Origin of the sequence: Peptoniphilus sp. BV3C26, from assembly GCF_000478985.1 — a bacterium.
In the GTDB taxonomy this organism is placed as follows: domain Bacteria; phylum Bacillota; class Clostridia; order Tissierellales; family Peptoniphilaceae; genus Peptoniphilus_B; species Peptoniphilus_B koenoeneniae.
In genome coordinates, this window is record NZ_AWXB01000066.1 from 1 (window position 1) to 13859 (window position 13859).

The following is a 13859-nucleotide window of genomic DNA, read 5'->3' on the forward strand; positions in this document are numbered from 1 at the left end:
AAGAAGTGGAATCAGCTTAAGTCCGATTAGGACAATACCGCCTCCTGCCATCAGCTGCTTAATACCTTGAGATTTTGCACCCGGATTGTCATTGCCATATCCTTCCATCAGGTTGATAACACCCCATGCTCCAAGTCCTGCACCTACTGCCATTACCAAAATCTTTAATACATTAACTGCCTGTGTAAAAAATTCCATAATTTATTCCTCCTCGCTTTCTTCTTTCTTTTCAATCTTGTTATATGACTTCACTACAAAGTTTTTGTAAGTCTTTCCCTCTTTTTCACGCTTCTTAAAGTAACCAAAGATATGAATCAAATCGCCTTTTTCAAAGTCCTTTGCTTTCTCCGATTTTTCTCCATAGGCTGCACAGTTGATATACTCCTTGCCTTTCCCGTACTTTTTTACAAGCGTGAAGTTTGCAACCTCAACAGTTTCTCCCTCTTTGTCAAAACTTGAAAAAGTGGGCTCTGCCAATAAATTGGCATTGATGTTAATCATTTCTTGCTTCATTAAAAATTTCTCCTTTTCTTTCAATAAAAAAGCGATTGGAGCTTTTTCTTTTCCAATCGCTGATGGTCATCCTATTTACTTTTTTCTTAGTGGGACTTCGTATTCTTATCATCTTACCTCCTGACTTTGAGTAATAAAAAAGCAGCAAATCTATGTTCTTTAGACTTACTGCACTCTTGTAATAACTGTTTCTCTATTCAGCTTTGCTTTTCCTTTTCGCTTAATATAGCTTTCTATGTCAAATAAATTTTTCTTGTCATAGTCCTCAAGCAGCTTATAGTTATTATGCTTTGTAATATCGAATTTATCCGATAGAAAAGGTCTGACACCACGAAGCTGAAAAATACATTTACCACCGTCCATGACTGTAATTTCATCTTGGCTCATAAGCTCCTTACCTGTCTTTTGATAATTAAGTCCAAAACTCTTTTGATTGCTCCTTGTTTCCGATGTGTTATATAAATCTATCGTTTCTTTTCCCAGTGTTTCGGAAAGTTCCTTTAATGTGGTCTTTTCCTTACCACCAAGAAACAAGGTACTATCACAGTTGCCCACAATTGTGTCAGCATTATCTTTATAGATTGCCTTTAGCTGAGATTGTGCTTGAAGAATTATACTTGCTGATATTTCTCTGGAACGGATTGTCGCTATCAGTTTTTCAAACTTTGGAATTAAGCCGATGTTTGCAAACTCGTCAAGTAGACATCTTACATGAACAGGTAATCTTCCTCCATACACATCATCTGCCTTATCACATAACAAATTAAATAGCTGAGAATACATAATAGATACCACAAAGTTAAAAGTATCATCTGTATCGGAGATGATAACAAAGAGTGCTGTCTTTCTATCTCCCAGTGTATCAAGCTCAAGTTCATCTTCACTCATTAGTTCTCTGAGCTCTCTTATGTCAAAAGGGGCAAGTCTTGCTCCACAAGATATTAGAATAGACTTGGCAGTTTTTCCTGTAACAACTTGTCAAGGACTTTCTAATCAAAATCATCTTTTTTTTTCGTCCGATTTTCTCCGCAATTCCATCAGCATGATCCTTTTTAGTTTATCCTGCATAGTTTCAGTAGCATTTTCATTAAAGTGAACAACAACCTCATAGGTTACTTTCCCAATCTTCTTTATCGTCTTTGTTCCTGTAGTTTGTTCATTTCTTTTTTCTTGCATATTTTCTCCTTTCTTTGCAATAAAAAATGACGATTAGTGATTTTTCCCAATCGTCATTAGCCAATATTTATTCATTTCTTTGATGTTTTTAATTATTCGTATCTATTTCTTTGATCTTTTTCTCTATTTCTTCAATACTCGGCAAACTGCTCTTATATTCTGCTTCAAGTAATTTAGTAATCTCATATTTGCTTATACCTATAGGTTGCGATATTTGTTCTAATGAGTATTCACAAACGACATCGTTTTTATCTTTGCAAATAAGAAGTCCAATCGTAGCATTATCTCTATCAGTTTTTAGCTCTCTATTCACTGCTGTTACATAGAAATTAAGCTGTCCTAAATGTTCCGGCTTAAACTTCTCCGCTTTCAGTTCTATAACAATGTAAGAATGGAGTTTCAAATTGTAAAACAGTAAATCAATATAAAAATCATCCCCATTTATATTTATGTGATATTCTTTGCCTATGTAGGCAAATCCCTCGCCAAGTTCAAGTAAAAAATCAGAAATCTTGTCAACCAGTTCTTTTTGAAGTTCCCTTTCATCATATCCTTCACAAATGGTAAGAAAATCAAAATTATATGGATCTTTTAATGTCTGTCTTGCAAGATCTGATTGCAGAGCGGGTAACCTTTTTTCAAAGTTTGTTATAGATTTTCCTTCCCTGCCATATAATCCACTTTCAATTTGATGTACAAGTACATTCCTACTCCATCCGTTCTCAATAGTTTTATCAACATAATATATGGCTTCATCAATGGTCTTGCACTTATTTATTATCCTTTGATTATGTCCCCAAGGTATCTGTTTAATATGGTTGATAACTCTTTCATCAAATTGGGCTACAGGCTGTAGTCCTTTTGAATTGCTGTCGTTATTTTCTATTTCGGCTACACCTTGTAGCCCTTTTATATAAAATGAATACCATCTTCTGATATACTTAATATTTGTTTCAGAAAAACCTTTCATATCAGGAAATTCTTTTTGTAAATCTTTAGCTAACGATTTTATAAAGGCATCTCCCCATGAATGTTGTTCTTGATTTTTTACAATGTATTCTCCCAAAGTCCAATATAAATCTAACAACTCATAATTTACCTTTATTGCAGCTTTAAGTTGGCTACTTCTTACTTTCTCTTTTAACTCTGACAATAGCTTTTTATACTCACTATCACTTGTGATAGACAGCTCTTTATTATCCAAAGGTTATACCTCCTCACTCATAATAATATTTAATTATACCAAATTTATCAATATTTTTCATCTGCTAATTTCCTTCAAGTTGAGTTTTAAGACTGATTTTATCCATAGACATGCTTTGATACCTCTTTTAGTTTTAACGCTCTAAAAATGCCTTTACACCGCCTTGTATGATAGCTATAAATGTTCCCCCTTGTCATAATCTTCAAAAGTTGGAATCTTGCCGTTCTTTTTCTGTGATAGTTTATCCTTGTCTTGCTCATACCAATTAAGGATAGTTACATAGTGGTCTTGATATGTCTTTCCGGTACTCTTGATATACCTTGACAGTTTTTCAATCATCGTATCGGTATGACCTTGTAGCTTTTCTTGTAATGCCTTATATTGTTCGTCCGTAAGGATAATGTTTTGATATTCTCCATAGGTTTTTGAATCGGGGGGCGGGGTGCTTTCTTCTCTCCCCTTATCTATACTAACCTTATCTAATCTACCCTTATCTATACTGGGTTGACCACTTGACAACCTTTGGTTAACCAGATGACAACCAACTTTTTCTTCTGAAATATATGCTCCATTTTCCGTCTGATAAAGCTGTTGTTTCTGCTCTATATACATTGTTGGCTTATATCTGTCTTTTCTAATAAAGTTATTTATCTTCCAATGAGTAATGACGATAATTCCCTGATCAAAGACTATCACAAAGCCTTTTGCTATAAGTATTTTCAGATCATCTTCATTAGCTCCGATAATTTTGATGATTTTCTTAGGATTATTTACAAAACCATCATCATCTGCCCTCATTGACAAGTGAAAGTACAGGCATTGGCTACTGAGGGGCATTTCTAAAAATAGGTCGCTATCTACTATCTTGAGTGAAAACATTCGCTTATCTGCCATTTTTCTCTCCTTTCGTTCCTCTTATGCACTGAAACAGTGCGTCAACTTATAGGAGTGAACGATTTGTTCACCCCTTCCCTTAGATGTTATCCCATTTCGGGACTTCATCTTTCCTCATTCCTGTAATAGTTCTTTGTCTTTTCCTTTCGTTTTTCGTAGGCTTCTTGCTGCTCTTGATATTTCTTAATCTGTGCAATGACACTTTGTTTTTCTCCTCTCTTGATTGCCTTGTCAATCTCAATGGATAAATCTATTCCATAATCCTCATTGACTATCTTGACGGCATACTTGATATGGTTGATACTTTCGTACTCTTCTTTGATTGATTGTGATTGTCTGTTGAGTTTCGATATTTCATCTTCAAGGCTTTGGATTTCTTTTTTCCAGTCCTTTATCTTGATAGCCGATAAGCCTGTTATCTTTTCAAGAATTGCCCTTGCTCTTTTGTACTTGTAAATCTCGTCTTTATGGGAATTATAGAAGCTATCTTTGAATAGAGATTTACTGTTCCATTCCTCAAAGACTTGTTTGTTATCTTTGATGATATCCGCATAGGTGAAGCATTTATTTAAGTTTTCTATTCTTGTGGTTTTCGCCTTAATGTCTTGACTAATCTTCTTATTTTGGGATTGTAATGTGCTTATCTTTTCTTGTAGGTCGGCTATGGTTTTAAGATTGTTGTCTTTCAGATATATTCTTGCTTTGGAAAATCGCCTTAGGTCTGCACCTATCTTTTTGTTGCTTGCATAGGGATTTAACTTTCTTGCTTTTTCTCCCTGTAAGTCATAATAAATACTGATGTACTCATAGAGATTAAAGAGTTCCGCCTTGTTCTCATATTCTTCTTTTTTCTCCTGTTTGTATTCATCATATTTTACTTGCAGACTTCCAAGTAACGAGCCTATCCAAGATGTAAGTTTGGATAGCTCCTCTTTTAATTTTCTAAATTCTAAATTCAAGGCGATGATTTTTCTGTTTTGGTTTCCTCTCTCTGTCTGTATGCCTTTTTTCTCCATCTGATAACTGCTTGTGCCTAAATGAATTTGCGGGAGTTCTTCTCTACCTTGTTCTTCAAAGGTGCGTGGATCTATCCTTTTATCTATGTTGTTCCTTGCCAAGTATTCGTTTGCTTTCTTTGAAAAGTTTTCTCTCCACTCTTTTGCTTTGTCAGGTTCGTTCCAATCATTCAAATTTACTTTTCTTGATTTATAGTTTCCGCTTTTTAATTTTATCTTTTCTCCATTTTCATCAAGGATATATTCTTTTCTGCATTTCGGTTTCCATTTTCCCTCACTATCCATTTCTCTTAGAGTAAGTAAGATATGGGCGTGTGGTTGTTCTTCATTATCGCTTGCCGGTGGATTATGAATATTACAGTCCGCTATCATACCTTTAGAGGTAAAGTTTTCTTCTATAAATTCGCTGATTAACTTTATTCTGTCCTGTTCATTTAATTCTCTTGGCAATTCAAAGAGTAGATTTCTTGCAAGTTGTGAGTTTTTACTTTTTTCGATTTTCTCAACTTCATTCCATAGGTATTCTCTGTTTGAAAACTCTTTCGGGATATGTTCCGGTAGAAATATTTTTGAAAATACAAGGTCAGTTTTTTTAGAATAGTCATGTGTTTTTCCATAGTATTCATCTTGTAACTTATCTCTTGCATTATATGCAGCTTTTGCAATCACGCTATGCCCCTTTGACCTTGAAACGATATCTACATGAGTATGCAAACTTTTGATTTCCATTGTCTTTTTCTCCTTTATCTGTTTTCAATTTTGAGATTTTACTATCCTAATGTTCAGGTCGTATCTTCGCTCCCTTTGTCAAAGGGCGCAAAGATACACCGACTACATTCGGTGCTTTGCGTTCCTGCGGAAAGCTATTAGCTCCGCTAAGGAAACAAAAACGCTAAAGCATTTTTATTTGTCAAGGGGGCTACTCCCCCTTAGACCCCTGTGAACTTTGCTTTTTGTAGATTTTTCAAATCCACAAAAAAGCAAAGTGTTAAAATGTTTCTCACTTTGCTCCATCTCAGTTTCTAATACATTTTCTGTTTTTCTTATTCTTCCTCTGTCAGTTCGTCAAAATCATCATTTGCGTTTTCTTCTCCAAGATTTGAATTTTCTTCTAAGGAGATTTCTTTTTCTTTTAAATGAATTTCTGTAAGTTCTTTTAGCTTTTCTCTATTTCGATTATCGGAAAGTACATAATCTAAAAAGGCATAGATTAAATCATTATCTGTATTTTCTTCTACTCCGGTTATCTGTTTTTCAAATTTCTCAAACACGCCTCCTTTTTCTACTTTTCGTTTCGTGTCCGCCTTTCTTTTCAGCTGTGATTTCTTTTGTCTTAGTTGCTTGATTTTGTTTTCCGCCTGTTCTTTTTTCTTAGTTTCTTTTTCCAACTGGCTCATTACATTTTCTAACTCTTTCATTTTTCATTCCTCCATTTCAATATTGTTGCGTTCCAAATAAAGAAAGGCTAAGCACCTTTTTTTAGATACTTAACCTTTCCCATCTCTTTAGAATTTATCTTCTAAAAGTTTTCTTAGTTTTTCTAAAATCTTGTCCCTCCTTTTTCCGATTGCTTGATAGCTTACTTTTTCTTTTTTACCAATCGACCTTAGACTTTCTTCTTTGTAGAAAATGGCTTCTATCAGCTCTCTTTCTTTTTTTGTGAGTGTAGCTAATGCCTTGTTTAATTCTTCAATCTGCATTTTGACCTCTACAATTTTTTCTAAGTCTACTCTTTCATCTATGATATTGTCTACAAAGTGTCCGTCATAATCCAGTGCTGAAAACGGTATTACATTGTTTTTCCAATCTTTCTTGATAAGGTATTTTTCATGCTCGGTTATCTTCCAATAGGCTTTATATACTTCTTCACTTATTTTAACCGCTTTTCCTTTGACATAAATAAAATATTCTCTTTTATCTTTATCCACCCAGTTTTCCTCCTTTTCTGTTCTCTGATTTTGCTTTTTGAGAATAAAAAAGGAGGACTTCTACACTTTGGTGTAAAATGTCCTCTTAGGTTAAAAACTAATACTTTATATGATTTTCTACTTTGTTGGTTTTGATAAAATGATATTGCTATGTGTAAGCAATTACAAACATAAAAAAGGATAAATATATCTTATGCTAATAACAGAATTTGATGTTCCCATTATTTATCCCTCCATAAAACTTATATAAATCAAATCTTTCTCCCTTCTTAGATTAGTTTTTCCATGTTAATCATTTATTTTTAGTTGCAACATATTCTTCAAACATCTTGATTATCTCAGTATCCGAAAATCCTAACTCATATAGTTTTTCCAACAACATTTTTGTTAGTGTATTCGAATCCTGATTTCTTAACTCAATTATTTTCTGATCACTTTCAATAACAAAATATCCTTTACTTCCACGACTAACAATCAGTCCCTGTTTCTCAAGAACTTTTAAAGCTTTTTGAACTGTTGCAGGATTACATCCCTCCCTCTGTACTAAAGCCCTTATAGGTGGCATCTGTTGTCCCGGAACATAATCGCCTCTTAAAATAGACACTCTTAACGCTGAAGCAATTTGCAAATATAGATATACATTCATTTATTTTTATTTTTTCTTCCTCGTACGAATTTCCAATAAGCAGAATACGGAATAACCGTAGTAAACAGAAGATAATATTTATTAGCAAACATATCGGGGATTCCTTTTGCATTGAAATGAATAGGAATTTTCTCTGGGAGAAATATGCAAATAATAAATATTACAAACATCATTCCTATCAGCACTAATACATCTTTCAAAAATCTTTTTTTCATGGCAAATCTCCTTTCTATTTGTCAATAGCTTTCTATTTTCCTAAAATTTATCTAACCACCTTATAACTTCTACAAATGTATCCCTATTAATTGAATAATAGATATAATTTTTATATCTACTGTCGGTAATTAATTTACTCTTTTTTAATAAAGATAGATGATAAGATATAGTTGCTTTTTCTAATTTAAAATGACTTGCTATTTCTCCAGCAGTTAAATTTTTATTAGAAATAATTAATAAAATATCCATTCTAATGGGATTTGATAGGGAATCAAATATTCTAACTAAATCTATCATCTTTTATTCCTGAAATATTGCAAATAAACTTAATATTGAAATAAACACCATTATATCTTTTAATAATTTTTTTCATAGAACATCTCCTCCTTAAACTAAAAATTTAATCTACAAGTTTTTATATAAACGCCACCCGCAATAACGAGCAAAATAAGTGCTACTCCCAATAATGTAGGTACTATAGAAAAATGCAAAAACCAATGAAAAAGAATTGGTATAACTAATGCAGCCATTCCAATAATTGCAGATACAATAACAGACATACTCTGTTTTACTATCATCATCTCACTCTCCCATTCAAAGTTGGGAAATTTTTTATTCAAAGAAATTCCAATCACTGTTATAAAAACGGAATAACAAATAGGAACAATTATTAAGCTGATAGTTTGAATAATATCCATATCAAGCTTTACCAAAAATATAAACACAGAAATAATATATCCAATTAAATGAAGCGTAAGATTTACTGCAATCTTAGAATTCAAAATCGTTTTTACCCGAATAGGAGAACTTTGCAAAATCCAAACATTTTTACCTTCTAAAGATATGGAAAACGCTGCCGGACAACTAAGTAAAAACATTGAAGCAATACACATTGGAGCAAAATTCGAAAGATATTCATTAATATTTTCGATTCCCGAATATTCCCCTATTTGTTGTAAAGAATTAAAAAGAAGAAATATACTAAAAATACATAAAAGTATTACACCAAGACCTGCATTCAAGACCGCCATGTACGAGCTTAAAAAGCGTCCCATTTCTTTTTTATACAAGGCAAGAAATATCGATTTTCTATTATAAGATTTTTTGTTATCAGAATATCTTGATGTTGTTTTAGCAAGAGTATTAAGCAATCCATACTTCAATGAAACCATTTTGGCAAATATATAAAAAAATACTATTGAGAGAACAATAAATAATCCTACTCCAATGTACATTGGAAAATTATAGTATTCCATAAATAGCTTAGATAGTGGGTACAATCCGGTAATTTGCTTAGAAAGCATAATCCCAATACTATTTTCATTACCTGATTTCATAGCTGACACTGCAATATATCCAATTATCCCTATCATTACAAATGAAAAAATTAAAGCAATAACATTTTTTCTCTTAAAGAAAGATGAAGCAACAACAATAACGATTCCCATACATGCTGCTATACACATAGGTATCAACGGAACAAAAATTATGGAAGTAAAATACAATATAATCTGTAATACATTTAAACTTCCGTTTAACACCCAAACAATTCCTCCCGGAAGCATAAACATCAATCCTATTAAAAAATTCAATAAATACATAAACATAAACTTGCTGCTTATAATATCCGAACTTTTTACAGGCAACGACAAAAGATTTTCCATATCACGACTGCCAAATAAAATCCCATTCGAATAAAATATTGTCAAAAATAATATTGCAAAGCTTGATACCGACACCATATATGCCGGTATCAATTCCTGCTGTCCCACTTGTACCAATGTTTTAGCTGTTATGATGTTATAAAAAAAGAAAAATATGGCAAGAGTTATTATTCCAAAACTTGCAATAACAATTGAACTTTGTTTTTTATTTCCCGGCTCTCTCATTTCGTTGATCGGAAAGAAATTCATTAATTGTGCTTTAATTAGTATCCAAATTTTGCTCATTATCCTGCACCTCCATGAAAAAAGTCTCCAAAGATTTATTCCCTTTGACTTCTTCTGTATTTCCGCTCGCTATTAACTTTCCATTTTTTATAATTGCAATTTTGTTACATAATTTTTCTGCAACATCCAATACATGTGTTGAAAAGAAAATAGCTCCTCCATCTGATACGCATTCGTGCATTATTTTCTTTAGTAGAAAAGTTGCTTTCGGATCAAGTCCAACAAAAGGTTCATCTAAAATTAGTAACTTTGGAGAATGCACCAATGCAGAAATAATCGCCGTTCTTTGCTTCATGCCATGTGAATACGAAGATATCATCCCCGAAAAATGTTTCGTCATTTCAAATAAATCGCCGTATCTCTGAATTCTTTCTCTGCGTATCTCAGTAGAAACTTCAAATAAATCAGCAATAAAATTGATGTACTGAAATCCTGTCAGATGTTCATATAAATCTGGATTATCCGGAATGTATGCCATCATTTTTTTACAAATAACAGGCTCTTCTTTAATGGAATGCCCATCAATCGTTATACTTCCATTCTCAAAATCATGAATCCCAACTACCGCTTTTATCGTTGTAGTTTTTCCGGCTCCATTTGCACCAATGAATCCATAAATATCTCCAGACTGTACTGAAATGGATAAGTTTTCAACAGCCTTTTTGTTTCCATAGAATTTACTAAGATTCTTTATCTCTAACATAATTTCCGCCTCCATTGACATTTTGTCAGTTATTCTTTGAAATAAAACCGATAACTTGTGTATCAGTAGCTATCGGCAAATTATTCTCCTTGCAAACAATCTATTCTTTTTTTAATTACTAAAGAGCTTTTTCATATTTAAGCTTTGTTCAAGCATTATCTTAAATGCATTTAAGTAGTTATCAACAGGTTCTTCCTTTAAATATCTTATACTTATGTTATTTGAAACAAAAACATAAGCTGTCATAAGCAACTCTGCTGTTTCTAATGGATATTTTACAGAAAAAACTCTTTCCATTATTCCTTGATTTATAATCTTTTCAAAATATATTGTCAGTTTTTCAACAAGCTTATGGGATAACTTATCTATCATATATTGATTTTCTTTAAGGTCAATTGTTTTTTGTAGCACTGTACCCTCTGCTGAAATATTTTCCGAAGATATAATTGTGACATCTATAAAAGATCTGATTTTTTCTATGGCAGTTTTATCTTCATCATAAGCAATAATATAAATATCTTTCAGTAGTCTATCTGAATATTGTTCTACAAGACAATATAAGATATCCTCTTTATTCTTAAAATGGTAATATAACAACCCTCTTGATATATTTACTTTATCAACTATATCCTGAGTTGTTGTATTAGTATATCCTTTCTTCATAAAGAGTATCATTGCAGCATCCATAATCTCTGCACGTCGTATTTCAGGTTCTTTTACATCTCTCATTTTATACCTCCTATTATTTATATAATACATCTAAACTGACAAATTGTCAATCGATTTTAATCTTGTTATTTTATGCTTTTTCATAGTCTTTTCTTAAACTCTTTAGCTTCTCCTGTTTTTTCTGTTCTCTCCTTTCCTTATACCTTTCCTCATACTCCTGTTGTTTTCCATTTGCTTTACGCTTTAGATAATTTTGATGAAGTCTGTCTCTTCTCTCTTTAATTTTTCGTTCTTCTTCCTCAAGTTTTGATCGTTCTTCTTCGCTTAACTCTTCTTTTGGCACTTCATAATTTCCTATGAAGTTAAAATATATTTCTATCTTTTGCTTTGATGTTTGACTGCCTTTCCTATCTCTTTCATGAATGATTATCTTCTTTACAAACTCATTTATCATTGTGTTTGTGAGATTATCAAAGTTTTCATAACGACTAATAAGGGATATGAATTTTCTTGCCTTATCTGTTTCCATTTCATATCTTGATATTACAAGCTCTAAGTCTTTAATCTCTTTACTTAACGTGAGTTGCTCAGTTTCATATTGGTTATTTAAAATTTCATAGCGATTATTCGGTATCTTATTTAAAATCATATCTTCATAAATTCTGCACATCAATCGTTCCAGCTCTTGAAGCCTGTTTTGGCTTTCTGTTAATCTTATCTTTTTCTTTTCTATATGTGCCTTTTCCTTTTCTTCCATTTCATTTTGAATGGAATGAATAAATGCTTCATTATCTTCATCAAGATAATTTTTTATATCTTTTAATGTTTCTTGGATAAGGTTTAAGACTACTTCTGCTTTTATCCTGTGAGCTGATGGACATAGAGTTCCGCAAGGCACTTTCTTATAATTACTGCAAACATAATAAGGAATATTCTTATAGTTATTTGTCCTATGAACATACATCTTGCTTCCACAATCTGCACAATACATCAGTCCTGTTAGTGGGTGATATTCGCCCCAACCATCAGGATACCTTTTTACATTTCCTCTTATCCTTTGTACATTATCAAAGGTTTCTTGGTCTATGATTGCTTCGTGAGTATTTTCAAAGATAAGCCATTTATCTTCGGATACATATTTACTTTTCTTATCCTTAAAATGCTTTCTTGTTTTAAAATTAACTGTATGCCCTAAGTATTCTTTTTTCTTTAAGATACTGGCAATTGTGGAACTACACCAACGATAAGGATATTCAAAGTTTTTGCTTTGATGTAATCCATATCCCATTTTTTGCTGATGATAAGCGGGTATATCTATCTTGTCCGCTTCCAGTATCTTTGCTATTTTGTATGGTCCTGCTCCGTCCATTGTAAGATTAAATATTCGTCTTACTATCTCGGCTGCTTTTTCATCTACAACCCACTTATCTTTGTTTTTTTCATCTTTGATGTAGCCATAAGGTGGAGTGCTTGCCGTATGCTTTCCGCTTTCTCCTTTTGATCTAAATGTAGATTGTATTTTTCTTGAAGTATCTCTTGCATACCATTCATTCATAATATTTCTAAAAGGGGTAAAATCATCTTCTCTGTAAAAGCTGTCTACATTGTCATTGATAGCAATCAGTCTTACGCCCTTTTGTCTTAATATCTCCATACATTGACCGACTTTGAGATAATCTCTGCCGAGTCTACTCATATCCTTTACGATGATACAACCGATATTTCCAGTATTTACTCCATTCATCATTTCCATAAAGCCTGGTCTATCAAACTGTGTCCCGCTTATTCCGTCATCTGTAAAATGGATGATGTTGGTTAAATTATTCTTACTTGCATATTCTTCAAGGATTTTCTTTTGATTAACGATTGAGTTACTTTCTCCTTCAAGTTCATCATCTCGACTTAATCTCTCATAGAGTGCTGTTATCTTTTCAAAAGTCCTCATGATTACCCCCTTTCTCTTAATTTCTTAAATAAAAAAGAATTAAGAAGTACATATTTCACTAAAACAGTGATTAAGTGTTCTCCTTAATTCTATTACTCCCGCAGCCAATTTGTACTTTTTATATTGCTTCACCGCAAAGTGTGTCGGTTCTTTCTTTTCCAATGCTTCAAAGAGTCTATCAATCGGATTCATGTAGGTTTCATCATCTTCTCTTACCTCTGAAGCGTCTATCATGTCAAGTAGTGTTGCAAAGTTCTTTTCTTCTCTTGGAGCCTCATACCAGATGTAGCCGATAAGTGCCGTATAGTAGAGTTTTTCAGCTTTCACCCAAAAGTCCTCACCCGCTTTTTCTCCCTCGCCCTTCGTGTTTGCGATGATTGTCTGAACGAGTTTTAAAATATCTTTCTCAGAACGGATATATGCGAATGGATTGTACTTCATAGACTTTTTGAAATTTATGGTATTTAGAATTTTAATCTCATATCCATTATCTTCAAGCATCTTTCCACACTCAAGAACTATTGTTCCTTTAGGATCGGTCACGCAATATGACGAGTGCATTTGCATTAAGTTCGGTTTTACATAAAATCGAGTTTTCCCAGAACCACTACCTCCTATAACAAGTACATTCTTGTTACGAGCATATTTAGGATTTTTAGGTCTACCATTCATAGTTAATCGTTCTGTTTGTGTAAGCAAGATATTGTTCTGGAACTTTTCATCCATATACGGTTCTATATCTTTTCTCGTTCCCCATCTTGCTGAACCATACTCTTTTCCCTGTCTGAACTTTTTTGCATTTTTGCCTTTGCTGTAGACAATGAATTTGATTAAGGCGGCTACTCCTGCACCAATTAAAATATCCGTAGGATGAATACTTGGAATAAAGCTCATGGTGTTAAGCTCTAATATCCCTTGAAAGATTTTGTCTATTACATCGCCACCAGTATAGGCTCGTATATGGTGAGAGAAGATATTTCCGACATAGAAAAATGCAAGA

Annotated in this window: 16 protein-coding genes and 2 pseudogenes; all 18 read right to left on the bottom strand. The window is 32.9% G+C overall.

What is annotated here, in order from left to right; all coding sequences use genetic code 11:
• The coding region (locus HMPREF1253_RS08770; protein WP_023056212.1) for a Maff2 family mobile element protein at nt 1–198 on the bottom strand (198 nt) is incomplete at its 3' end.
• A 3-nt stretch (nt 199–201) separates the two neighbouring features.
• Nucleotides 202–513: a single-stranded DNA-binding protein gene (locus HMPREF1253_RS08775; protein ID WP_000807041.1), complete on the bottom strand. Its 312-nt coding sequence runs from the start codon at nt 511–513 to the stop codon at nt 202–204.
• Entirely contained in the window at nt 494–625 is a 132-nt protein-coding gene (locus HMPREF1253_RS10640; RefSeq protein WP_023056440.1) for a hypothetical protein, read from the bottom strand. Before HMPREF1253_RS10640 ends, HMPREF1253_RS08775 begins: the two co-directional genes overlap by 20 nt.
• Nucleotides 626–678: 53 nt before the next feature.
• A pseudogene (locus HMPREF1253_RS08780) lies at nt 679–1491 on the bottom strand (VirD4-like conjugal transfer protein, CD1115 family); the annotation flags it as partial.
• A gap of 21 nt (nt 1492–1512) precedes the next feature.
• Nucleotides 1513–1689 (bottom strand): transposon-encoded TnpW family protein, encoded by a 177-nt coding sequence (locus HMPREF1253_RS08785; protein WP_023056434.1) that lies wholly within the window; start codon nt 1687–1689, stop codon nt 1513–1515.
• Nucleotides 1690–1777: 88 nt separating this feature from the next.
• Nucleotides 1778–2893, bottom strand: a complete 1116-nt coding sequence (locus tag HMPREF1253_RS08790; RefSeq protein ID WP_023056442.1) for a YhcG family protein — start codon at nt 2891–2893, stop codon at nt 1778–1780.
• 174 nt (nt 2894–3067) lie between these two features.
• Nucleotides 3068–3787 (bottom strand): hypothetical protein, encoded by a 720-nt coding sequence (locus tag HMPREF1253_RS08795; RefSeq protein ID WP_036739991.1) that lies wholly within the window; start codon nt 3785–3787, stop codon nt 3068–3070.
• A gap of 104 nt (nt 3788–3891) precedes the next feature.
• On the bottom strand, nt 3892–5532 hold the full coding sequence (gene mobQ / locus HMPREF1253_RS08800) for a MobQ family relaxase (protein ID WP_023056443.1): 1641 nt from the start codon (nt 5530–5532) through the stop codon (nt 3892–3894).
• Between the two features lie 314 nt (nt 5533–5846).
• Nucleotides 5847–6221 carry a hypothetical protein gene (locus HMPREF1253_RS08805; protein ID WP_023056438.1) on the bottom strand — a complete coding sequence of 125 codons (375 nt, stop codon included), beginning with the start codon at nt 6219–6221 and terminating at the stop codon, nt 5847–5849.
• A gap of 87 nt (nt 6222–6308) precedes the next feature.
• Nucleotides 6309–6731 carry a sigma factor-like helix-turn-helix DNA-binding protein gene (locus HMPREF1253_RS08810; protein WP_023056436.1) on the bottom strand — a complete coding sequence of 141 codons (423 nt, stop codon included), beginning with the start codon at nt 6729–6731 and terminating at the stop codon, nt 6309–6311.
• A 292-nt stretch (nt 6732–7023) separates the two neighbouring features.
• Entirely contained in the window at nt 7024–7377 is a 354-nt protein-coding gene (locus HMPREF1253_RS08815; RefSeq protein ID WP_023056441.1) for a GntR family transcriptional regulator, read from the bottom strand.
• Entirely contained in the window at nt 7374–7592 is a 219-nt protein-coding gene (locus HMPREF1253_RS08820) for a DUF1648 domain-containing protein (protein WP_036739994.1), read from the bottom strand. The genes HMPREF1253_RS08815 and HMPREF1253_RS08820 overlap by 4 nt, the downstream gene beginning before the upstream one ends.
• A gap of 40 nt (nt 7593–7632) precedes the next feature.
• Entirely contained in the window at nt 7633–7890 is a 258-nt protein-coding gene (locus HMPREF1253_RS08825) for a metalloregulator ArsR/SmtB family transcription factor (RefSeq protein ID WP_023056444.1), read from the bottom strand.
• A 95-nt stretch (nt 7891–7985) separates the two neighbouring features.
• Nucleotides 7986–9542: a hypothetical protein gene (locus HMPREF1253_RS08830; RefSeq protein ID WP_023056435.1), complete on the bottom strand. Its 1557-nt coding sequence runs from the start codon at nt 9540–9542 to the stop codon at nt 7986–7988.
• On the bottom strand, nt 9517–10245 hold the full coding sequence (locus tag HMPREF1253_RS08835; RefSeq protein ID WP_023056447.1) for an ABC transporter ATP-binding protein: 729 nt from the start codon (nt 10243–10245) through the stop codon (nt 9517–9519). The genes HMPREF1253_RS08830 and HMPREF1253_RS08835 overlap by 26 nt, the downstream gene beginning before the upstream one ends.
• A 111-nt stretch (nt 10246–10356) precedes the next feature.
• Nucleotides 10357–10974, bottom strand: a complete 618-nt coding sequence (locus HMPREF1253_RS08840; RefSeq protein ID WP_023056437.1) for a TetR/AcrR family transcriptional regulator — start codon at nt 10972–10974, stop codon at nt 10357–10359.
• Nucleotides 10975–11044: 70 nt separating this feature from the next.
• Complete coding sequence (locus HMPREF1253_RS08845; protein WP_023056445.1) at nt 11045–12859, bottom strand: recombinase family protein; 1815 nt, start codon at nt 12857–12859, stop codon at nt 11045–11047.
• A gap of 96 nt (nt 12860–12955) precedes the next feature.
• A pseudogene (locus tag HMPREF1253_RS08850) lies at nt 12956–13859 on the bottom strand (VirD4-like conjugal transfer protein, CD1115 family); the annotation flags it as partial.